The sequence below is a fragment of the Rothia terrae genome, from assembly GCF_014705925.2.
In the GTDB taxonomy this organism is placed as follows: Bacteria; Actinomycetota; Actinomycetes; order Actinomycetales; family Micrococcaceae; genus Rothia; species Rothia terrae.
Window position 1 is genome coordinate 74,768 of record NZ_CP061539.1, and the last position, 22,886, is coordinate 97,653.

The 22,886-nt window shown below is 54.5% G+C and carries 20 protein-coding genes; 14 read left to right on the forward strand and 6 right to left on the reverse strand.

The window, feature by feature from the left end:
• Window positions 1-7: 7 nt before the first annotated feature.
• The 5 genes from IDM49_RS00405 (at window position 8) to IDM49_RS00425 (ending at window position 4,141) form a co-directional block, all read left to right on the forward strand.
• Window positions 8-454: a fluoride efflux transporter FluC gene (locus IDM49_RS00405; protein ID WP_228008117.1), complete on the forward strand. Its 447-nt coding sequence runs from the start codon at window positions 8-10 to the stop codon at window positions 452-454.
• Window positions 454-825, forward strand: a complete 372-nt coding sequence (locus tag IDM49_RS00410; RefSeq protein ID WP_168615212.1) for a fluoride efflux transporter FluC — start codon at window positions 454-456, stop codon at window positions 823-825. Before IDM49_RS00405 ends, IDM49_RS00410 begins: the two co-directional genes overlap by 1 nt.
• A gap of 101 nt (window positions 826-926) precedes the next feature.
• Window positions 927-2,606: an acetolactate synthase AlsS gene (gene alsS, locus IDM49_RS00415; protein WP_190724626.1), complete on the forward strand. Its 1,680-nt coding sequence runs from the start codon at window positions 927-929 to the stop codon at window positions 2,604-2,606.
• Window positions 2,607-2,760: 154 nt separating this feature from the next.
• Window positions 2,761-3,492: a VanZ family protein gene (locus tag IDM49_RS00420; protein WP_190724627.1), complete on the forward strand. Its 732-nt coding sequence runs from the start codon at window positions 2,761-2,763 to the stop codon at window positions 3,490-3,492.
• Between the two features lie 55 nt (window positions 3,493-3,547).
• Complete coding sequence (locus tag IDM49_RS00425; protein WP_190724628.1) at window positions 3,548-4,141, forward strand: VanZ family protein; 594 nt, start codon at window positions 3,548-3,550, stop codon at window positions 4,139-4,141.
• 32 nt (window positions 4,142-4,173) lie between these two features.
• Here the strand turns inward: IDM49_RS00425 and IDM49_RS00430 are convergent, their stop codons facing one another.
• Complete coding sequence (locus IDM49_RS00430) at window positions 4,174-4,773, reverse strand: hypothetical protein (protein WP_190724629.1); 600 nt, start codon at window positions 4,771-4,773, stop codon at window positions 4,174-4,176.
• A gap of 272 nt (window positions 4,774-5,045) precedes the next feature.
• A complete protein-coding gene (locus tag IDM49_RS00435) occupies window positions 5,046-6,005 on the reverse strand; it encodes an MIP/aquaporin family protein (protein ID WP_190724630.1) in 960 nt (319 codons plus the stop codon).
• A gap of 360 nt (window positions 6,006-6,365) precedes the next feature.
• Between IDM49_RS00435 and IDM49_RS00440 the strand changes: the two genes are divergently transcribed.
• A complete protein-coding gene (locus IDM49_RS00440) occupies window positions 6,366-7,847 on the forward strand; it encodes an amino acid permease (protein WP_190724631.1) in 1,482 nt (493 codons plus the stop codon).
• A gap of 276 nt (window positions 7,848-8,123) precedes the next feature.
• Here IDM49_RS00440 and IDM49_RS00445 read toward each other — a convergent pair whose 3' ends face one another.
• From IDM49_RS00445 to IDM49_RS00455, 3 genes are all read right to left on the reverse strand, one after another.
• Window positions 8,124-9,632: a glycoside hydrolase family 16 protein gene (locus IDM49_RS00445; RefSeq protein WP_190724632.1), complete on the reverse strand. Its 1,509-nt coding sequence runs from the start codon at window positions 9,630-9,632 to the stop codon at window positions 8,124-8,126.
• Between the two features lie 598 nt (window positions 9,633-10,230).
• A complete protein-coding gene (gene argE / locus IDM49_RS00450; RefSeq protein ID WP_190724633.1) occupies window positions 10,231-11,442 on the reverse strand; it encodes an acetylornithine deacetylase in 1,212 nt (403 codons plus the stop codon).
• Between the two features lie 107 nt (window positions 11,443-11,549).
• Window positions 11,550-12,083 carry a flavin reductase family protein gene (locus IDM49_RS00455; RefSeq protein WP_190724634.1) on the reverse strand — a complete coding sequence of 178 codons (534 nt, stop codon included), beginning with the start codon at window positions 12,081-12,083 and terminating at the stop codon, window positions 11,550-11,552.
• Between the two features lie 411 nt (window positions 12,084-12,494).
• Between IDM49_RS00455 and IDM49_RS00460 the strand changes: the two genes are divergently transcribed.
• From IDM49_RS00460 to IDM49_RS00490, 7 genes are all read left to right on the forward strand, one after another.
• Window positions 12,495-13,040: a gluconokinase gene (locus tag IDM49_RS00460; protein ID WP_190724635.1), complete on the forward strand. Its 546-nt coding sequence runs from the start codon at window positions 12,495-12,497 to the stop codon at window positions 13,038-13,040.
• A gap of 217 nt (window positions 13,041-13,257) precedes the next feature.
• A complete protein-coding gene (locus tag IDM49_RS00465; RefSeq protein WP_190724636.1) occupies window positions 13,258-14,661 on the forward strand; it encodes a GntP family permease in 1,404 nt (467 codons plus the stop codon).
• 220 nt (window positions 14,662-14,881) lie between these two features.
• Window positions 14,882-16,909 (forward strand): DUF6541 family protein, encoded by a 2,028-nt coding sequence (locus IDM49_RS00470; protein ID WP_190724637.1) that lies wholly within the window; start codon window positions 14,882-14,884, stop codon window positions 16,907-16,909.
• Window positions 16,910-17,058: 149 nt separating this feature from the next.
• Window positions 17,059-17,796 (forward strand): glycosyltransferase family 2 protein, encoded by a 738-nt coding sequence (locus IDM49_RS00475; protein WP_168615262.1) that lies wholly within the window; start codon window positions 17,059-17,061, stop codon window positions 17,794-17,796.
• Window positions 17,796-18,200: a DUF2304 domain-containing protein gene (locus IDM49_RS00480; RefSeq protein ID WP_190724638.1), complete on the forward strand. Its 405-nt coding sequence runs from the start codon at window positions 17,796-17,798 to the stop codon at window positions 18,198-18,200. The genes IDM49_RS00475 and IDM49_RS00480 overlap by 1 nt, the downstream gene beginning before the upstream one ends.
• Window positions 18,201-18,233: 33 nt before the next feature.
• Window positions 18,234-19,109, forward strand: coding sequence for a glycosyltransferase family 2 protein (locus IDM49_RS00485; protein WP_168615226.1), 876 nt, complete (start codon window positions 18,234-18,236; stop codon window positions 19,107-19,109).
• 130 nt (window positions 19,110-19,239) lie between these two features.
• Entirely contained in the window at window positions 19,240-20,568 is a 1,329-nt protein-coding gene (locus IDM49_RS00490) for a polysaccharide biosynthesis protein (protein WP_190724639.1), read from the forward strand.
• Between the two features lie 128 nt (window positions 20,569-20,696).
• On the opposite strand, the gene IDM49_RS00495 is transcribed toward IDM49_RS00490, so the two are convergent.
• The gene (locus tag IDM49_RS00495; RefSeq protein ID WP_190724640.1) at window positions 20,697-21,686 is read right to left on the reverse strand and encodes a glycosyltransferase family 2 protein; all 990 of its coding nucleotides are present in this window, start codon (window positions 21,684-21,686) and stop codon (window positions 20,697-20,699) included.
• A 61-nt stretch (window positions 21,687-21,747) separates the two neighbouring features.
• On the opposite strand from IDM49_RS00495, the gene IDM49_RS00500 reads away from it, so the two are divergent.
• On the forward strand, window positions 21,748-22,749 hold the full coding sequence (locus tag IDM49_RS00500) for a glycosyltransferase family 2 protein (RefSeq protein WP_190724641.1): 1,002 nt from the start codon (window positions 21,748-21,750) through the stop codon (window positions 22,747-22,749).
• The last annotated feature ends 137 nt before the right edge of the window (window positions 22,750-22,886 follow it).

The following is a 22,886-nucleotide window of genomic DNA, read 5'->3' on the forward strand; positions in this document are numbered from 1 at the left end:
TAAAAACGTGAAATTACAAAAAATTCCGGATGGGCTATGGGTCTTTGCTGGCGGTGGCGCTGGCGCTCTCATGCGTGCTGTACTGACTGAAATTTTTCCGCAAACCTTTCTTCACCTGCCGGTGGCAGTGCTGTGCATCAACGTGCTTGGTGCGTTTCTGCTCGGTTGCTTGCTACGCTTCTTAGCTGTGAGTGGGCAGGATGCGGGCTGGCGCAAAGCGACCCGCCTCGGCGTAGGCACCGGCGTCATGGGCGGCTTTACCACCTACTCTTCATTTGCTGTTGGCGCTGTTTCGATCGCAACATCGGGATCTGTTGCCGCCGCGTTCATGTATGTCTCCGCAAGCATTATCTTGGGTTTTCTTGCCTGCTTTTTAGGGCAGATCATCGGCGAAAAATTAGGTTTCACCAGTAAAAATAGTCGAAACGGCATAAAAATTAGAGGGGTGCGCTAATGCTCTGGTGTCTGATTTTTCTTGCCGGTGGCGCCGGGGCATGGTGCCGTTTCTCTCTAGATTCAGCCCTCAAAAAACGCTGGACGCATCCCGTCCCTATTGGCACGGTGACCATCAACTTTCTGGGATCTTTCGCCCTCGGATTACTCACCGGCTACGCCCTTACCCACCCCGAACACCAGATTCTCACCACCGTTATCGGCGTTGGCTTCTTGGGCGGTTTCACCACCTTCTCAACCGCCATGGTTGAGGCAGTCAATGCCGCGCGCAGTGGGCAGGCACTCGCATCCTTCTGGCTGGCTCTTGGGCAAATAATCGGTGCGCTAATTCTTGCGTTCGCCGGGCTCACCCTCGGCACGGCTGTCTTCTAGCTCACCCCACCGGGTGCGGGGTATCTCAAGAAAATCTCCCGCACTCCCACGCCCACTCGGGTATAGGCTGAAAAGACAAGCCCTCAAACGGAAGAACCCCAATGTCTAAATCAGTAGAACCCATCCGTAGTGCCCAGCGCGTTGTCGATACCCTTCGCAACCAGGGCGTGAAATATGTTTTCGGTATTCCCGGTGCGAAAATTGACGGCGTCTACGATGCCCTGGTTGATGCTGATGACATTGAGCTGGTGGTCTGCCGCCACGAACAGAACGCTGTCTTCCTCGCGCAGGGCTGGGCACGCGTCACCGGCGAGCCCGGCGTCGTCCTTGTCACCTCAGGCCCCGGCACCACCAACATCGCAACCGGCCTGCTCACCGCAAACACCGAGCAGGATCCCGTGGTCGCTATCGCCGGCACGGTTGGTCTGCCCGACCGCCTCAAGCGCACTCACCAGTCCATGAACGCCGTTAACTTCTTGGCGCCCGTCACTAAGAGCTCCGTTGAATCAACGGCTGCCAGCGATGTCACCGAGGCGGTTGCTAACGCCTTCCGCACCTCAATGACCGAACCCAAGGGTGCTGCCGCAGTGATGCTACCCGCATCCGTACAGTCAACGCAGAGCGTGCGACCCGCCATGAAAAAGCTACTCGTGCCCAAGCTTGGCCACGCAGACATGGAATCCATCGAGCAGGCTGCGCAGATGATCAAGGACGCTGAATGCCCGGTTATTCTGCTGGGCCTGCGCGGCGCAAATGTTGAAAGCACCGCCGCCGTGCGTCGTCTGCTGGAAAGCACCGAGCTGCCCGTAGTTGAAACTTTCCAGGCGGCGGGTGCAGTGTCACGCGACCTTGAAGACCGCTTCTTAGGACGCGTGGGGCTCTTCCGCAACCAGCCTGGCGACATCATGCTCAACAAGGCTGACCTGGTACTCACCGTGGGTTACGACACCGTTGAATATGACCCCTTTATCTGGAATGACAAGCACGAACGCGACATCATCAGCCTAGATACCCTGCCCGCTCTGCTCGATAACCACTACGAACCTACCCTTGAATTGCGCGGCAAAATCTCCACCAGCCTGGACATTCTCGAAGAGAAACTTCGCGGTTACACGCTCTCCGATAAGGCGCGCGAGATGGTGGGTGAACAGCGTCGTGCACTTGCCGTAATGGACGAGCAGGCTCTGGCGCAGCAGGACACCGCAAAGGGTGTAAACCCCGCGCGATTGACCTTAGCGATGCGCGAATTTATTGATGATCAGACCGTCGTTGCAGCCGATATTGGGTCGCACTCCATCTACCTCGCACGTTACTTCCGTTCCTACCAACCTCGACACTTGCTGTTCTCCAACGGTCAGCAGACCCTAGGCGTGGCACTTCCCTGGGCGATGGCAGCGGCACTGGCAAACCCAGAGCAGGTAGCGGTCTCGGTGTCAGGTGACGGCGGCTTCTTGTTCTCGGGCGTCGAGCTTGAAACCGCAACCCGACTGGGCCTCAATCTCGTGCACGTGATCATGCGCGATAATACCTACGATATGGTCGCCTTCCAGCAGCAGATGAAATACGGACGCGACTCAGGCGTGGAGCTCGGCGACTACGACTCCGTGAAGTTCGCTGAATCCTTCGGCGCTAAAGGACACCGCGTCCACACGCTTGAGGATTTCAGAAAAGCCTTCGCGCAGGCTCTGCAAGAGGACGGCGTCTCGGTGATTGACGTAACCGTTGACTACACCGACAACGTAGATCTCGCCGCTCACCTGGACGAAAGCGCGCTTTCCTAAAAAACTCCAGACAGCGCGCCAGCGGGGCTACACGGTTATTACCGTGTAGCCCCTTCGTTTAACCTAACGCTCAGCTGGTACACAGCTTGTACTGAGTGGGCATATACGTACGTTTGTCATCGTTGAACGAAGGCAGATAGATGAGAGGATGCGCGTGAGTAACTGGGTGTATATGGGGTACTCGGGTTTGACCTGGGGTCTGGTGCTGTGTGGGGTGGCGCTCCCCGTGTTGGCGGTTGCTCAGTGGAAGCTCAGGACGCGGTTGCGCGCCTACTGGCTGATGGTGACGGGTGCTCTGATTATCTACAGCTGCGGCGTGTTCGCGCTGACGCTCTTACCGCTCCCGCAGTATGCACAGGTGGTCTGCAGTAGCAACCCTGTGCGACTGGTTCCCTTCCATTCATTTGCCACCGTGGCACAGGCGGCGGATCGCTACGGGGTGCTGCGAACGGTGCGGTCGCAAGACTTCTGGCAAATTGTTTTGAACGTGGTATTAATGGTTCCACTAGGCTTTATAGCCCGCGCAGTATTCAAGCGCGGGGTAGTGCCGTCGACAGGATGCGCCTTTGCGGCATCCGCCTTCATCGAGTGCTCACAACTTACCGGCCTATGGGGCTTGTACGACTGCGCCTACCGCATCTTTGATGTCGACGACCTGATGACCAATACGTTCGGCGGCCTCATTGGTGCGATATGCGCCGTGGTGTGGATTGCCGCCCGCAAGCGTCCTAAAGCCCCATTTATTCCGCCGTGGGCATCTACACAACGGGACGAAGCACCCTCTACCACTTCGGTTGATGAAGTGTTCGCCCGCCTGACCGAAGGCTGCGATGATGTGCGCGACAAGGCAACGCGAGATCAAGAGCTGGTGCTTTCAGGTAGGTAAAATAGTAAGGCTTGTTCAAAAGCTCCGGATGCGTTGATTGATTGAAAGGTAGTTCGTGGATTTTTCTCTGCTTCTTCACCACGCGCTGACCTTGCTCATCGGGGCTTTTATCATCTGCGCTCTCGTTGTGGTGGTTGCGCGCCTCCGGTGGGGGTGGCATCCCTCGGCTCTTCGGCTGACCGCACTACCAATTCTTGCGGTGTATGCCGTATTTGTTATAGCCGTGACCTTACTGCCCTTGCCCGACAAAACCACGTTTACCTGCGGTAGCCCGTACTTCTACCCCAGATTTTTTGTGGGGTGGAGCGTCCACTTCGCCCTGCAACACAATACGTCGTTGGTGGGGGCTTTCCTCTCTAAATACACGGCTCAGGTTCTACTGAACATCGCCCTGTTTATTCCTCTTGGCGCATTTTTAAACTGGCTGTTTCGCCTCAACTTCAGGGCCGCGCTCCTGATCGGTTTTGCCTGCACTTTGGGCATCGAACTGACGCAGCTCACCGGGCTCTGGGGCTACTACGACTGCGCCTATCGAACCTTCGACGCCGAAGACTTGCTCGGCAACACCTGTGGCGCTGTGCTCGGCTGGATTGCCGTGGAATGGACGCGCCGCCGCGTCCGCAGAATCAAGGGTCTACCTAACCTGTAACAAGCCCTCTGATGCTCAGGAAAGTATCGAGGTTACAAAAGTACCGGTCCGCGAGTAAAGGTGTAGGGGGTGCCGTTCACGCTGACTCGTCGAGTGGAATAAATATTGATGCCTGCAGAACAGGTCGCGTACGAGATTTTTGAGGTAAATTTCGGTGGCACATCAGCGATATAAGTTCTATCGGTGGCGTTGTAGGCCCAGCCGCCGCTGTATCGAATGGTGTAGGCGTTGTATCCACTTCTTACCGGCGCTGTGGAATCAAGCGTTGGTGTTGTCCACACCGGAACATAGGTAGGATCCGCTGCCAATCGAGTGTTTACCCATGTCAGAGTACCTAGAGAAGTAGGAAAGTAGATGGTCATGCTTGCGTTGGTTACCCTATCGGTGCGTGAGACACCACCCACCCATAGACCGCCGGTAGGGTAGGTTTCTTTGGTGCCGTCAATGTAGAGCGTAGAAGTGCCAGCACCCGCAGTTCTACATGATTTTCCAGCCAGCAATTTACCCTGCAAACTTTTAGCGGTTTCTCGTGAAGCCGCGTACGCGGGCACGGCAGAGGTTGCGAGGACGACGGGGGTAGCCCAAGCGAGTCCTTTAACAAGGGTTCGTCTGTTGGTGGATTGTTCTGGCATGAATACTTCTATCTGAAGGGGTCTAGGGGAAAGACAGTAAGCTGAGCACTGTGGGCTATGTGATTACTATAACACGACTGACGAGGTGGGCGGGCTTTTGTTTCTAACCCACCACTAAGTGACCACAAAAGCGTCAAAATACCCGTGGAAAACAGTGTATTTTGACGCTTTCGTGGTCACTGTGAAGTTTTTGTGGTCACCTTACGACGCGGCGGGGTGGTGCGGGTGAGGAGACAGGGCTGCGGTGGTGCAGTACAGCGCGCTACGAGTGCCTACTCGAAGAAGCTTCGCTTGATCACCGGAATCTCGCCGGTGGGAGTGTAGGTGGCAGCAGCGCTTGCCGCGGTAGCCCGTGTATCTTCGAAGGCGGGAATAATCTCTGCTGACTTAGAGCGGTACATGTGCTTATTCGCCCAAAGACCGAATGCAAGCACAGCTCCCGCAACCGCAATCGAGATAAAGAGGAGGATAGACGCGCGCCCTTCGTAGTAGAGCGTGAAGAATGAACCGCCCATAAAACCACCGGCAATCGGTGCGCAGATAGGAACCCAGGCATAGAACCAGCGTGAGCGTCCCTTGCCGTGAATCGGCAGGATGGCGTGCATGAGGCGCGGGCCGAAGTCGCGGGCGGGATTGAGGGCAAAGCCTGTTTGACCACCCAAGCCAATAACGAGCACAGTGACCATAAATCCGAAAGCGATAGGTTTGAGCACGTCATTGAGGTTCAGCGTCAGCTCGGAGCCGGTAAGTGTCGGGGTGAAGTTGACGCCCACGTAGAGTGCGGAGAACACCAGTAGGAAGGTGCCGATCATTTCGGACAATGCGTTGGTGAAGTAGTTATGAATGGCGGGTACGGTGGCGAAAACTCCGAGTTTAATTTTCTTGTCGCCGGTTGCTTTCCAGTGGGGGAGGTAGTTGAGGTATACCATTCCAGCACCTGCCATAGCGCCAAGAACCTGCGCAATGATGTAGCCGGGAACCTTTGACCATGGGAATTCGCCGTACGCTGCTAGACCGATGGATACCGCCGGGTTGAGGTGGCCGCCGGAGTAGTGGTGTGATGCGTAGACGCCGAATGCCACCGCAAAGCCCCAGCCGAAGGCGATGGTGAAGAAGTTGTCGCCGTGGCCTTTAGAGCGGCGAAGTTCGACGGTTGCGATGACGCCGCAGCCGAGGGTCACCATGATCATGGTGCCTAGAAATTCCGCTAGGTAGGGGCTGATGGTGTGCATAGGAGCTCCTGTAAAGGATGCGTGGTTTTGGTTTTCTTGGTTTTATCAAACGCTGATTTGTTCGGTGGTGCAACGGTTAGGTGTAAAGGTGCTTTAAGTACTTAAGCGGGTTTGCGTGGGTTTGTGTGGCTTTATGTGTTGAATATTACGGTTGTTTATGCACCGCGGGTTGTAGTTAGACTTTGAGCGCCCGGCGTCCTTTAGTTGCACAGTTGGGTTCAAGTTATCCTGTGCCTTCTGAGATTCATTACGATTCAAATTTTTTCGACGCCGGTTAGACCGAATGCATAAATATAAGGTAGGGTGAATCTTATTCATTTTGAGGTGCCCCGTGCATGTGTTGGTTAAGAAGGAACGCCTATGTCCGCTGTAAAGTCGTCGGCTCAGCAGAGCAATAACCCTGCTGACGCGTACGCGCACGAGCAAGAAGGCTTTGAGCAGGGTCTTAAACCCCGCCAAATTCAGATGATTGCCATGGGTGGCTCCATTGGCACCGGCCTGTTTTTGGGTGCCGGCGGGCGACTGGCAGAAGCTGGTCCCTCACTCTTTATCCTGTACGCGGTCGCCGGTTTCTTTGGCTACCTCATCTTGCGTCAGCTGGGTGAGCTGGTTGCTTACCGTCCTTCGTCTGGCTCCTTTGTCTCATACACTCGCGAGTTCTACGGTGAAAAGTCCGCCTACTTTGTGGGGTGGATGTACTGGCTGTCATGGGCTACCACCGCGATCGTGGATGCCACGGCTATTGCTATTTACTTCCGCTGGTTTGGTCAGTACGTGCAGTTCATTAACGACATTCCGCAGTGGGTTGTTGCCCTCGTTGTTGTGGTCGTCGTGGTTGGCATGAACCTGGTGTCGGTCAAACTCTTTGGAGAACTCGAATTCTGGTTCGCGCTCGTTAAAGTCGGTTCGCTGGTGATTTTCATGCTGGTGGGTATTTTCTTCATCATCTTTGGAACCCCCAACGGTAGTGAAACCGGTATCTCGCTCATTACAGACCACGGTGGTCTTCTGCCGAACGGTCTGATGCCTGCGCTCGTTGTCTCTCAGGGCGTTATCTTCGCTTATTCAGGTATTGAGCTGGTGGGCACCGCATCCGGCGAAACCAAGGACGCGCGTAAAACCATTCCGCGTGCGGTCAACACTGTGGTGTGGCGTATTGCGATTTTCTACGTTGGCTCGATTTTGCTGCTGACCATGCTGTTGCCCTATACCGCGTACTCCGCCGATGAGTCACCGTTTGTGACCTTCTTTGAATCTATTGGTGTTTGGTATGCTGCACCGATTATGCAGTTGGTGGTTATTACCGCGGCGGCATCATCGCTCAACGCTGGTTTGTACTCGACCGGCCGCATCATGAACTCCATGTCGCGTAACGGCTCAGCCCCCGAGTTTGCTGGCAAGCTCTCCGCTAAGGGTGTGCCTTACGGTGGTATTTTGATGACCGGTTTTGTGGCGATGCTCGGCGTCGCGCTGAACTGGTGGGTACCCGAGGATGCGTTCGAGATCGTTCTGAACATTTCAGCGATTGCGATTGTTATCGGCTGGGCTGCGATTACTATGCCGCACATGAGGTTTGTGGCGCTGGCTCGCAAGGGCAAGTACACCCGCCCGGATTACCGCTCACCGTTGGCGCCCTTTACCAACTGGATCACCATGATCTTCTTGGCGGGTGTGATGGTGCTGATCCTCTTTGATTACCCGGTGGGCACCTACACGATGGCGTCCATGGGTGTGGTCATTCCTCTGCTGGTGGTTGGCTGGTTCTTCGTGCGTCATCGCGTGCACGAACTTGCTGAACAACGAGAAGAAGAGGGCACGCACTCCTCCATTACTCTGCCGTAAGCATCCTTAAAAACAAGGGCCGCGTTTCTACTGTAAATAGTAGAAACGCGGCCCTTTTGGTTTTTGGGTTCACCCGGAGGCAAGTGTACCGGCGGCAAACTGGCTGGGCTGAGTCTAAAGATTCCGAGTGAGCGAGGAAGTAAATCTTTGGGCTCAGAACCAATGCATAAATCGCCGTGTGAGCGAAGTGAACCCGCGCGAGAAGGATTGTTTGCCGCCGCTGTACTTGCGTAGGGTACTTAAGCCCTTATAAATAAACCTCTTTATATACGGGGTCTATAAGTTTTTAGCCCTTGTATTCCCAGACGCGCACGTAGTCAACCTCGATTGCGCTATCTGAAGTGCTGGATGACAGGCCACCCAGTATTCGTTACCTGCCTGCATGCTCAAGCGGATGTTGAACTTTGCGCCACCGGGCAGTGATGACTGGTAGCGGGGGTCGCTGGATGAAACGAACAGGTATTCAATGTCATCGAAGAAGAAGCGGATGCCTGCGGGGGTCTTCTCAACAGCCCAGGTGTGGAACTCGTCGGCAAGAACCTGACCAAGAACAGGAATCATCTTGTTCTGCTTAGCCTTGTTGCCCTGCTCCTGACCGTAGTGAACGGTGCCTTCTGAGCGGTTTGAGGGGTCGGTCTTCTGCTTACCTGAGGTGTAACCGTATGACTCTGAGATGTCGATTTCGCCGAGCAGGTTGGTGTCGTCAGGACGCATCCAGACACCGCCCCATGCACCGATGTGAGCCGGACGCGATACGGGCTGCTTTGCGCGGTATTCCAGGCGGAAGTTCTCGGCGGAGAACTTGCCGATGGTGTCAATGTAGCCGGTTGCCCAGTTGCGAACTTTGCCGTCGTTGTAGACGCGTTCTTGACCCGTGGGTAGCTTCTTGAGCCAGATTTTGGCTACTGAATCTTCAACAGTCACAGCATCTGAAAGAATAACTCCCTGGTCGAAACCAACATAGTCGTTGTTACGTACGCGCCACTTTGCGCCGTTGATGGCGGGTGCATCGAAGTCGTCTTCGAAGATCATCTTGCCCCACTGGGAGTTAGCGGGCTGGGTCAAGGCGCCACGGAACTGACCCCATGCACCTGCGGTTGCGTTGTTCGCATCCAGCGGTGTTGCCGCGGGGGCGTCCTTGCTGACGTAGCCGCTGAAGCCGGTGCCGGTACCTGCGGGGGTTGCAGATAGGGGAACAGCGGTGTCGTCGATGCTGATGCGCATTGCTTCGCGGCCGGTGAGAACAAACTGAGCTTCGATGTGGCGAAGGCGCGCGCTGATTGCCAGGTCGAAGGTGATGTTCTCGTTGACAAGGGGACGGGGGATGGTGAGGTCCTGTTTCTTGATGACCTCGGTCTTGCCGTTCATGATGCGTTCGATGGCAAGGGTGTACTTCTGGTAGGCGCGCACGGTTAGTGATGCTGCGTAGAAGTTCTTTCCGTCGGCAGTGCGGCGAAGAATGACGCGGGGTACTACGCTGCCGCGTGCGGGGGCAACGGTGGTGAACTGCGCAGATACCAGCGCGTCTGAGGGGGACTTTTCGGGGGCGGGGATAAAGCGGGCACCGGTTGCGGGGGTTGCAGTGAATGCCTGCGCGTAGGGGTTAACGTACTTTACTTCGTTCAGGGGAGTGAATCGCAGGTTGCCACCGGGCAGGGTTTCGTTGTTGAGGGCAACGGGTGCTGCCTGCGCTACGGGGGTGAGCGCGAAGGTTGCAAGGCCGGCGATTGATGAGGTCAGTACGGTGCGTCGTGAAAATGAGCGCATGATGATGTAATTCTCCATGGTGGGGGACTTGGGGGATGGGGGGATTCGTCTTTTCGACGACAATGGCTGAATGATTGGGGGTTATTCAGCTAAGGGATTTTGTCCGCCGAAAAAGCGATGAGTAAAAACCTACCAACAAAAAATCAGACCGCCAAGTGTGCAGGATTGGGATCGGTGCGAAAAAAAGATAATTGGGCTGATAGTTTTCGAGGAAACAATAGGTTATCTAGGTCAAACACTTTTGGGGACAAAATTTTAGTGATTTGGCATACATTTTTATTTAAGGCATAGTTGTGTGACCTATTCGTGGTTCTAGATATAATAATTATGCTTAGCAGCCTATAAAAATTTAGTTACTGACCGGTTGTTGTGGTTCCTAAATCCGCGTCATTGCAGCGTTTAAAGGTGTTTCGGTAGGCTACTAAATAATTTAAATGACCTTAATTAAATTATTATTTTTAAGCGTGAGGAATGTGGTTCTTAATTCGTCACTCAAAAATTTACCATGCAAAATGCTGGTAGTGGGTAAATTTTCTGTCCCCCCAAGAACCCATAAAAAATCTCGTAGGGGGACAAGAAAATTCACTCACAGAGGTTCAGAAAGTGGTTCTTTCGCTCAGCTTCGAGCCCAGCATAACAGGTTTTCCATGAACTGTTCGCATTGTTCAATTTGGTTAAGCTCGATCCACTCATTGGGCGTATGCGCCTGAGCAATATCGCCGGGGCCGCACACAATAGTTGCCACTCCAGCCTCCTGAAACTGGCCACCTTCAGTGCCGTAGGTAACCTTCGCGCCGTTACCCACACCGCCAAAGCTCTTGCCCAGTTCAATGACATCGTGACCATCGGGGGTGCCCAAAGCCGGTACGCGTGCCAGCAACTCGTGCTCAATGCTGACCTGCGACTGCAGGCTTCCCTCTTCTGCTTCGGCAAGCTCTTCTGCAACGCGTGCACGTTCAACGAGTTCCTTGCCCAGTTCCTCCACCTTGCGTTCAATGCGCTGCAGCACCGCATCCGCATCAATCGAAGGCAGAGAACGGAAGTCATACTCAACCACGCAGTCCTGCGCCACAATGTTGTACTGAACGCCGCCGCGCGCCACGTTCGCAGCAGCAGTAGAGAACGGTGCAACAAAATCCGAATCGAACGGTCCATCGGTAAGCCACTCGCTGGCGAGATCATCAATAAAGGTAATGAACTTGCCGCCCACTGCCACGGCGTTCACACCGTGAGGGGCTAAGGACGCGTGCTTGGCAACACCGCGAATAGTGACGCGTCCGCGGTGGGCACCCTTGTGCGCTGAAATTACCTGCATCATGGACGGCTCACCCACGATGCAATACTCAGGCTTGACCCCGCGGGCTACAAGGTCATCGATCATGCGCGGTGCGCCCACGCAACCGATTTCCTCGTCGTATGAAAACGCAAAGTGAATAGGTTTAGTGAGATTAGCTTTCACCATCTCGGGGAGTAGCTGCATGGCGGTAGCGATGTAGGACTTCATGTCTGCCACGCCGCGTCCGTACAACTTATCGCCCTTAACAACGGGGGTGAACGGGTCGGTGTCCCAGTCCTGACCTTCAACCGGCACAACGTCTGTGTGACCAGAAATGACGATGCCACCGGTTGTTGTTCCGTCCGCTGCCGGAATGGTGACAAACATGTTGGCGCGGGTTTCATCATCGCTGTAGGTGTAGTGCGGGGTGAGGTCGTACTTCTCAAACTCGTCTGCCAATACCTTCAGAAGGCCGGCGTTGGGGGTCTCGCTGACGGTCTGAAAACCGACTAGCTTCTCAATCCACGGGTATGACTTAGGTAGGGTGCTCATGAGTACTCCTTAGAAAAATAGGCTTTAAACAAATTGTGCAGTTTTTCGCGCCTCCTGTGGGTGAGGAGAGGCAAAAAATTGCACAATTTCTATGACGTTAAGCGGGGTTAGCGAACTTCGCTGTGCTCACCCAGTGCGTGGAACTTACGTGAGTGATAAACCAGCGGGGTGCCGCTCAAGTCGTGACGCACAAAGTTCTCAACCTGCGCGGTGATAACGATTGCCGGGCCAGCTTCTGCCTTAGAAATCGGGGTGACACGCAGGACGCGACGCACACCGTGAAGCAGGGGTTCGCCGGTGGTGAGGGTCTCCCAGGTGGTGGGGTCTTCAAAGCGGGGGCATCCGCTGGTCGCAAAGTTCTTAGCAAGCTGCACGTTTTCAGCATCCAGCAGGTGCACGAGCAGGGTCTGCGCGCCGAGAATAGTCGCTGCAGAACCGGTGTTGCCCTTGAGTGAGAAACCAATGATTGCAGGATCTGCCGAAATTGAGCTGACCGAGGACGCGGTAAGACCGGCGGGATTGCCCTGCGCATCAACCGCGGTAATAATCGCGACGCCCGCGGGGTGAGCGCCAAAGGCTTGCTTGAAAAGCTCGGTGTTGGTGGACAATTCGATTCCTGAAACGTGGGGAGCCAGTGTCATGGTGAGCACTCTTTCTCTGCGGCTGCAACGGGCTTATATTCAAAAAGACTAAAACTCCGGTAGATAAAAAATCTATGAGATGAAGTAATGAGTCAACGGTGTAACTTTGTGACGCGCGCGGGTGTCTTGCTCGTCTTATTATGGTGATTTCGCGCCATAAAAACGTGCGGACGTATGGTTATGGCCTGGGGTGGCGACACATTGCACGGTTTTTGGCTAAGCGGTGTAACAAATGAGCGGATGTTGCGTTGTTGGACGCCACCCTTGCCCTCGTCGCAGGCTACGACTTTACCGAATGGAGCTCGAGAGTTACCGTATGTTCCACAATCTGGCTGATTATTCACCGCTGTTTGCCCTAGAGAGAGCGAAAATTCGTCAATTTCTCACGAGGCCCTGGGTTACTGTTGAAAGATGAACGCTTCAACGAAGAACACTCACCTAGTTGTCATGGGGGTCAGCGGCACCGGAAAAACCACGGTTGCCCAGGCACTTGCCCGCGAGTTCAATCTGGAATTCGCGGAGGGTGACGATCTGCATCCGCAAGCAAATGTCGACAAGATGAGCGCCGGCATCCCGCTGAACGATCACGACCGCGAACCCTGGCTACACACCATTGCGCAGTGGATGACATCCGAGGCGCAACAGGGGCAGAACACCGTGGTCTCGTGTTCCGCACTGAAAAAGCAGTACCGCGATATTTTGCGGTCAGCTGCCGGACGCGTGGTTTTTGTTCACCTCGCCGGTGAGAAAGAAATTATCGCTGAGCGCATGAAGCACCGACAGGGGCACTTTATGCCCGTCTCTTTGCTGGACTCACAGTACGAAACCCTTGAAGCTCTCACCGATGATGAGCTCGGTTTCGTGGTTGATATTGCCGGCACTAAAAACCAAGTAATTGCCGACGCGGTGACCGGTGCGCGCACCTACCTGACCGCTGAATCCGGCGTCGCGTCCTAAATTTTTTGTAATTACACACCGTAAAAGGTTTGTTCACGGGTATCCACCGACAGGAACAGCAAAAAGCGAGCTGGTATCGGGACTGGCGTGAATCGTCATATGAGCGAAGCGAATCGGTCGAGAGGGACTGCTCGCTGAAAGTTGTTCCTGGCGGGTCAGTAAGCAACTGCTGGATGCACCAATAGACATTCCACATTCACTCTAGAAAGACACCCCTATGGAAATTGAAGGCTGGTCACAAACACTGACCGCAGGCCCCCTGCTCGCCATCGCCGCAGGCGCCATTGCGCTTCTACTTTTGCTAATTATCAAGCTCAAACTCCACGCATTCCCCTCGCTGATTCTCATCAGCCTGATCACCGCGATCGCCACCGGCATTCCCGTACTACAGGTAGTGCCCGTACTACTGGACGGTTTTGGCGGCACACTCGCATCCGTCGCCCTGCTCGTGGGCCTAGGCTCGATGCTCGGCATCCTTATTCAAACCTCCGGTGGTGCACATGTGCTAGCTATGAAACTCATCGACGTCTTCGGTGAAAAACGCGCGCCCATCGCCCTCGGCGTCGCATCCATGCTCTTCGGCTTTCCCATATTCTTCGACGCCGGCCTTGTGGTGATGCTACCGATCATGTTCTCCGTGGCACGCTGGGTTGGCGGCTCCATGTTGCTCTACGGACTGCCCGTCGCTGGCGCGTTCTCTGTCATGCACGTCTTCGTACCGCCGCACCCCGGTCCGGTCTCAGCTGCAGCATTCTTCAACGCCAACGTCGGCGTCCTACTGCTCGTTGCCCTGATTATCGCAATCCCCACCTGGTATGTTGCCGTCTACCTCTTCAGTAAAGTTGCCGGCAAGCGCTACAATGTGCCCGTACCCGCCATCCTCGGCCAAGAAGAACCGCAAGACGACCCCCAGAACCCGCCCGCATTCGGCACCGTCCTCATGGTTCTTCTGCTACCCATGATCCTCATCTTCATGAACACCGGCCTGAATACCCTGGCAACCTCAACCCTGCTCGACGGCTCCGTGCGCGACCAAACCTGGTTCCAAGCCCTGCGTATGCTCGGTGAAACCCCCGTCGCACTACTGATTACCACCCTCGTCGCCATGTACGTGCTCGGCACCAAACGCGGACTGCACAAAATCCACATGCAACACACCATGGAAAGTGCACTACCCGCCGTCTGCTCCGTCATCCTGATTACCGGCGCCGGCGGTATGTTCGGCGGCGTCCTGCGCACCTCAGGCATCGGCGCAGCACTCACCGACGTGCTCGGCGATATCGGTGTACCGCTGATTCTCGCAGGTTTCCTCATCTCAGGAATCTTGCGCGTGGCACAGGGCTCAGCAACCGTCGCACTCACCACCACCGCAGGCCTTATCGCACCCGGCGTAGAAGCTGCCGGTTACAACAGCGTGCAACTGGCAGCCCTCGTCGTAGCAGTGGCAGCAGGATCAGTCATCCTCTCACACTTCAACGACTCCGGCTTCTGGCTCATCAGCCGCTTCTTCAACCTGGACGAGAAAACCACCCTCAAAACCTGGACGGTCCTCGAAACCCTCATCGGCATCTGCGGCTTCGCGCTCGCCGCTGCGGTGTTCGGCGTCGCGTCCTTGATGTAGGGGGTAACCACCTCATCTCCCCGCCGATATCCTGGTTTATCGACGAAATCCTGATTTAAAACAGAATTTCGTCGATAAACCAGGATCTCGGCGTTTAAAAGAGGGGTTGAATTATGACTAGATTCTCAGGAACTCCACCGCGAAAACCCCGGCTTAGGCTATAGAATTTTTAGGTTATGCAAGGAAAGCTGATGGGCTTACACCCATCCGAAGGAGCGCTATGAGCTGGCTGGCTATTCTCGTCCCCTTTCTCATGGGACTGTTGTTGCTGTTCGTGCCCGGTCTTTTAGTCACCACCGCTGTGCGCCTGCGCGGTTTTGATGCGGTTGCTATTGCTCCTCCGGTTTCTGTTGCTGTGCTTGCTATCAGCGCGATTATTGCCCCGATGGTGGGTGTTGGCTGGTCGCTGTGGGTTCCGCTGGTGTTTGCTTTCATTGTGGCGGCGCTCGGTTTTGTGGTGACTTTCGGTCTGAATAAGCTGGGGTTGCTGGATGCGCCGTATAAGCGTCAGCTGGGTAGCACCATTGTGCGCACCCCCATGACGTGGAATATCAAGCAGCAGGCGTGGTTGTATGCCTCGGTGGCTATTGGCTCCTTGCTGACGCTGCGAAATACTGCGCGCGGTATCGGTGCGCCTGACTGGATTTCGCAGACTTGGGATAACAATTTTCACCTGAACGCGGTGCGTTACATCGTGGATCATAACAATGGGTCAGCGCTGTTTGTTGCGAACATGACCTCGGGTGGTGGGCCTGCAACTTTCTATCCCTTGGCGTGGCATGACTTTGTTTCACTAGTATTTATGCATTCTGGTGCATCTATTCCGGTGGCGACTAACGCGTTCGCTATGGCGGTTGCCGGTGTAGTTTGGCCGCTGTCTGTCATGTACATGGTGCGCAGTATTTTTCGTGCCAACCCGGTTGCGCTTATGCTCACCGGTATCGCTGCGGCGAGCATGTCGTCCTTCCCGTTCTCGCTAATTTACTTCGGCGTTCTCTACCCCAACTTGCTGGGGTACGCGCTGTTGCCGGTAGGTATTGGCATGATGGCGCAGCTCTTCCGCGTGGGTCTGGTTCGTTACCTGGCGACTACCCAGTCGCTGTTCCTTGGTCTGTTTGTGGCTCTTGGCATTGCGCTGGCGCACCCCAACGCGGTGATGTCCATGCTCGTGCTGATTATGCCCATCTTTATTGCGCGCGTCGTTCTGCAGATTATTGCCGCTGTAAAGAAGGAAACCCCGTGGTGGGTTGTGGCGTTACAGACCGTGGTTATTGCCGGTATCTTCTACCTCATTAGCTACCTGTGGGAGATCGTTCGTCCCGCTAAAGAAGCTGGTGAGATGTGGCATCCGCAGTCTTCTCAGGGTGAAGCTCTGGGTGGGATGCTCACTAACGAAGCCCTCACCTCTAAGCCGCTGTGGGCTGTTACTATCCTGTCGTTGATTGGTATTTTCTTCCTGATTAAATGCCGCAACCGCCTGTACTGGGTGCTGGGTATGTGGGGCGTACTCGCGTACTACTATGTGGCTGTTCGCTCACTGGCGTGGGAAGACGGACGCTACGAGGTGGTGGGCGTGTGGTACCACGACTCCTTCCGCCTAGCTGCTCTTGTGCCCATTGTGACGCTTGCGTTTGTGGCTTACGGTGTACATCAGCTGAGTACTTTGCTCGCTGACAAACTGGTAGGCGCAGATTTGTCCCGCTTTAAAGGACGCCTGCGTGAGCACGGCCTGGTGGCGACGGTTCTTGGTGCCTTGGCAGTGATTATTCTCGGTACCGTGATGCAAACTGCTGCACCGCTCAATAACTACTTGCACGCATCACGCGCTTTATATGAACCCACCCTCGAGTCGCCACTACTGACCCCCGACGAGTACAACGTCTTGGAGAATATAGACAAATATGTGCCTGAAGATAGCGAGATTGTAGTATCAGCGTTCAATGGCGGTGCCCTTGCATATGCGATGGCTGACCGAAAAGTTACTGTGTATCACACACTCTCATCTATGACTAGCGATGATTGGTATATGTACCACAATCTTGATAAGGCAAAAACTGACCCCAAGGTTTGTAAAATTCTTGAGCGGGACAATATCGATTACTTCCTCTGGTTTGGTTGGAAAGAAGTTAATGGCATGAATCACCAGGGGTGGTACACCAGCTTCGACAAGTTTGTCGACAGTGATCTTGTGGAGCCGGTCTATCATTCCGGTGGCGCTACCCTATACAAAATTACTGCCTGTGAATAAACCGTCAGTGTAACTTATCTTTCGTCGCTACTGGAGAGGCTCTCTGAGGTTTTACTCAGCGATTACTCGGTATGAACTGCTAAACTAGCAACGATTCGTTGTGCCACGGTGCACAGTGAGATGTGTTAGATATTTTGGGAGCTTCACCGATGCTACAGCCTGCTCGCCAGGGTCGCCCGCGCGTCCTGGTCATCATGCCTGCGTGGAATGAAGAAGAATCATTGCCTAGCAGCATCGCTGACCTGCGCGCAAAGACGCCGTGGGTGGACCTTGTAGTTATCAATGACGGTTCTACAGATAACACCTCCGCTGTTGCGAGAGAGTGCGGGGCGTTTGTTATTGACCTGCCGTACAACATGGGTGTTGGCGCGGCGATGCGCACCGGTTATAAGTACGCGCGTCGTATGGGCTACGACGTTGCGATGCAGATGGACGCGGACGGTCAGCATCCGCCGGAATATATTGATGTTCTGATTGCTGGTTTGGATCATGCCGATATTGTGATTGGCTCGCGTTTTGCGGAGTCCACTAATTACAAGGTGAAAGGTCCGCGTAAGTGGGCGATGGGTCTACTTTCTTTCTTGTTCACTAGGATTTCTGGTGAGAAATTTACGGATGTCACCAGTGGTTTTAGGGCTGTGAACCGCAAGGGTATTCAGCAGTATTGCGACTTCTTTCCGGCGGAGTATTTGGGTGACACCATTGACTCGACCGTGATGGCTATCCGCTCCGGATGCAAGGTCATTCAGGTGCCCGTTGAGATGCGCGAACGTCAGGCGGGTACGCCGTCGTCTGGTCCGCTTAAATCCGCTATTTACCTGGTGCGTTCTTTCTTTGCCTTCGCCATTTCAATGACCCGTAAAAAGACATCGGATGAGGTGCAGTAATGCCGTCGAACATATTCTTTCTGATTCTTTCACTCGTCATTTTTGTGATGGTGCTGGTGCAGGTTCGCAACCAGAAAATGAAAGAAAAGTACGCCGCGCTGTGGCTGATTGTCTCTGCCGTCATTATTGTTTTGGCCGTCTTCCCCGTGCTTCTGTGGGGGCTGGCTGATTTTACCGGCGTTGTTATGCCCGTGAATCTGCTGTTCTTGCTGGCAATCGTCATGCTCATTGGTGTGTGCATGCACTTAACCTTAGAGGTCTCAAAAATTTCGGACGAAACCCGCACGCTCGCTGAGGAAATCGCGATTCTACGAGCGTCCCAGGAGCAGGGTTCACCGGCTGAAATGAAGAAATCAGCCAGCGTCAAAGCTGACTCTGATGCCCCTCAGTCACCTAAACTTTAAAACAAACGTTCTTATCTAATATCAGGAGATCTCTTGACCGTCGATATTCTTTTCCCGTACTACGGCGACGTTGACTTCATGAAGCAGGCAGTTCACTCTGTGCTGGGCCAGACCAACCCGGACTGGCGTCTGATTGTTGTGGACGACGGCTACCCTGATGACTCCATTCCCGGCTGGTTTGAGTCCCTGAACGATGAGCGCATCACCTACATGCGCAATGAGAAGAACCTGGGCGCTAACGGTAACTACACCAAGGCTCTGACCTTTGTTGAGAACGAGCTTGTGACCGTGATGGGCGCGGATGACGTCATGCTCCCTAACTACGTTGAGTGGTTTGTGCAGGCGGCAGAAGCTCACCCGCAGGCTAAGATTTTCCAGCCCGGTTGCGTTGTCATCGACGAAAACAACGCGCTCTCCAACACCCTGGTGGAGAAGACCAAGGCGTACTACCGCCCCAACGGCACCACCGAGCTTTCCGGTGAGGACCTCGCTGTTTCAATTCTGCGCGGCGACTGGCTATACTTCCCCTCACTGGGCTGGCGAGCAGAAACCATCGTTGGTCTGGGCTTCCGTGAAGGCCTGAACGTTGTTCAGGATATGGCTCTGGTGCTGGACGTTGCAGCACACGGTGGCTCACTATACTACGATGAAGCCGTCGCTTTCATGTACCGCCGCCACAAGGCATCCGACTCATCATGGCGAGCTCTTGAAGGCACCCGCTTTGATGAGGAACGCACCTACTTTGAAACCATCGCGCGCGAAATGGAAGCACGCGGTTGGAACAAGGCAGCTAAGGTAGCTCGCCTGCACTTCTCATCACGCATGCACGCAGCAACCCTGCTGCCCAAGGCAGCAATGGCGAAGAAGTGGAACGGTGTCAAGAACCTCGCAAACCACATCGTCAAATAAATTTTGATGCAGCAAAGCGGCTGAGCGGCTTGCCCAACGCGGGCAGGGCGGTCAGCCGCTTTTATGTAGGACGAATACTGCACCTGCAGTACGTAAAGGCTCAATAAGGGCGCAGAAATGGTAGGAACCTGTGGCTGATACCCAGAAAAACCCGGTGGTTGATGATTCCCCCACCATCACAAAAGTGCAGTCGATGGCGATCTTGCTGAGCTCAATCATCGCGGCAGCATCTGTTTTCATTACTACCTTTATTGCGAATAGAGTACTGGGTGGCGAAGAACTCAATGAGTTCCTGATGTTCTGGTCTGCTCTATTTTTGATTTACGGCATCATCGGTAGCTTGCAACAGGAAGTAACTCGTGCAGTAGGCAATGCGCGACTAAATAGGATTACTAACGGTGCTCGTGTAGCTGTAGTGTCGGTCGGTTTTGGTCTTTTAGTGGCTATAATTGCGGCGGTCTCATCACCTCTGTGGGCACCTGACAAGATGAAAACAGCTCCAATGATCGGTGTTTTTCTCATTGCTGTGAGCGTTATTTTTTATGCTGTTCAACCATCAATGACAGGCAGTGCTGCAGCGCAAAAATCTTGGTATCTCTTCGCCGGTATTTCTGGTGGCGAGGCTGTGTGGCGTCTGGTCGCCATGGCAGCTGTTGCCCTGATTTCAGGAAGTCTCATCGGCCTTGAAGCTGCTGCTGTTAGCCCTATCTTTGTGTGGGTTGTTTGCTCACTACTTTTCAAGGACGCGCGTCGAGCGTTGGGCGCTCGTGCGGATGTAGGAGCGAAGAAGCTTAGCCGCAATATTCTCTTAGCGATGGGGTCTTCCATCGCATATTCCGTTCTGGTGGTGGGCTTTCCTCTATTTTTGGAGTCCAGTACTCGTGGCGAGAGCTCAGAGTACTCTAAAACTTTGGTTGCGGTTCTAGTGCTGATGATTTCTATCTGTCGTTCGCCTATCATGATGCCTCTTCAGGCATTTCAAGGCGTTGCGATTGCAGCTTTCTTAAAACAGCAGCATCGGCCGATTGCAGCACTCGTTAAGCCTTCCGCTTTGTTCTTAGCGGTGGGTGCTGTGGGTGGCTTATTGGCGGCACTCATTGGCCCTTGGCTGTTTACGCTTATTTATGCGCCTAACTCTGACCTCAAACAGGTTGTTTATCAGGATATTGTGCACGGGTGGTTGCTGGGTCTGCTGACTTTTGCGTCTGCTATCTTGGCGCTCATTGTTTTGACGGGTACTGCTTCTCTCGCGCTAAATGCTCACCGTGTATATGTTTTGGGTTGGGCAGTGGCTGCGGTAGTTTCTATCGTTCTTCTGTTTATCCTGCCCTTTGACGTCATTACGCGGGCGTTGATTTCTTTGTACGCCGGGCCTCTCATTGGCTTTATGGTGCACCTTGCGGGCATCAAATCCGTTGTGCGTTCGCGCCATAGTGCGCCTGTTGAGGTTTACTCATAGGAGCGCCCCGCTGCGTTTGGGTAGGGCTTCTAGGCGTTTGTAAATAAATCTTATTGCTGAGGAGGCATATAAAAATCGTGGGGGGCTTTCACAGCAGAAAGCACCCCACGATTGTGTTGAGGGAATATTTATAGCCCGTACGTCCGCTTGATGTAGAGACCATAGACCTTGCGGTAGAGCCACGGTGAGATCTTCAGTAGGGACGCTGCCACGAAGAACATGGTGTTGACGTCGCGGATGTTGAACACCTGCTTCCAAGTGATGAGTTTGCGGTTGCGCGCCAAGGTTTGTTTGCCGTCGGCGGTGCTGTTGAACAGTGCCTGCTGGGAGCTGTTGAGGAAGGTGATGATCCACGAGGTGTCGAAGGCTTTTTTGCCGCGCTCGGTACTAATGCGCTCACCCAGCAGATTCTTCTGCGCGTTCATCAGGCGCATGGACTCGTCAATGGAGGTCACGCGTCCCCAGGTGAGCCCGCCGGTGTCCATGAGATACTCGTACTGAACTTCGGGTGCTGCCACGAGCTTGTCCGCGCGCAGACACAGCGCGAGGGTGGTCAGAGCGTCCTCCCCGCGGTGAATGTCAGCGGGAAAACGCACTCCTTCAAAGAGGGGTGCGCGCACAATCTTGTCGCAGACGTAGGGGGTGACGCCCTTGCCCATGAGCAGGCGGTAGGCGGCGTCTTCACCGTCCATGGCCTCAAGCGGTGAGGCAGGGCGGTCGTTGACCGAACCGTCCGGCTTTACGATTGATAGGACGCTGGTGACAATGTCCGCGCCGTGTTCGGACGCGTGGCGGTGCAGGTTTTCGAGAAAGTGCGGGCGGAAGGCGTCGTCGGAATCGAGGAAGGCAATCCACTGCCCGCGGGCTTCGTCCAGCCCCTGGTTGCGTGCAGCAGAGACGCCACGGTTGGTTTCGTTGTTGAAGAAGCGGATGCGCGCATCCGGGTTCTGCGTCAGGTAGTCGTTGATAACTGTCGCGGAGTCATCGGGGGAGCCGTCGTTGAGCACGAGGAGCTCAAAGTCAGGGTCGGTCTGCGCTAGTACACTTTCAATAGCGTGAATGACCCGGTCTCGTGTTTTATAGACGGGCATGATGATCGAAGTTCGTGGCGAAGTCACAGTTTCGGTATTCCTTCTGACGGTTATGATTGCCTTGATACTACCTGCTAAGTGAGGTTATATGAGCACCCCGCGTACATCAATTATTATGCCGGTTTACAACACAGGCACCCGCGTTGTGGCGTCGATTGAGTCGGTGCTGGCGCAGATTGACACCGATTTTGAGCTGTTAGTGATGATTGACGCTTCGCCCGATGATGCGTCCGCGCGCATCGCTGATTTTCTGGCGGCGCACCCCGATGAGCGTGTGCGCGTGTTTGATAACCCCGTGAATAAGGGGGTGTCTGCGGTGCGTAATCAGGGGCTCGATAATATGCGCGGGCAGTGGGTTGCCTTCCTCGACTCGGACGATGCGTTTGCCCCGGATTTTCTGGCAACCATGCACGCGGCAGCAGGTGCTGACAGCGGTGCAGAAAATATTGACGTGGTGGCGTGCGCGCACATCCTGATTGAGGCCGGTGGTAAAAACCGTGAGCGTCGCCGCGGTGAGCCCGGCATCTATAGCGGCGATGAAGCGCTGACTACCCTGCTCAAAGACAAGTTCACCCCGTATGTGTGGGACAAGATCTTCCGCGCGTCCCTCTTTAAAAACCTGCGTTTTCCCGAGGATATTCACCGCGCTGAAGACCAGGTAGTTGTCGCCGGTGCCTACGCGCAGGCGCGCAGTGTAAAGCTCATCAAGGACGCCCTGTACAACTACACCGTGGATGCTGGCGGTCTGACCTGGGGCAAGATCACCCCGGTTGCTGAAAGTCGCGCGCTCATGGCTCACATGAAGGACGCTGCCGGGGCGGTCGTGCAAACCGCTGAAGGTAAACGAGCCTACGACGTTTCGTGGGTGCTCACTTTCTTGAACACGGCGCAGCAGGCACTGGTTGCTGGCACTGAGGAAAGCAACCGCGTCATTAAGCAGTGCCGCCGTGAAATATCGTGGGCTCAAATCCTCAACGTCTTCCGTGCACCTTCCGTTGTTTTTGGTGCCGCGGCGGTCCTCCTCAAAGTCTCGCCGGTACTCTATAAAAAGCTCTACGGTGCCTACATCAAAAAGATGTACGGGATCTAGTTCTCACCCTGCACCCGGTTTTTCAGGCAAGAAAACCCGTTTATGTCAGCGAATCGGTCACATAATGACTATTTCTTGTTCATATTTTGACTAGCCCCGCGCGGGTTTTTAGACTGACTCAATAACTTTTGCCGCCG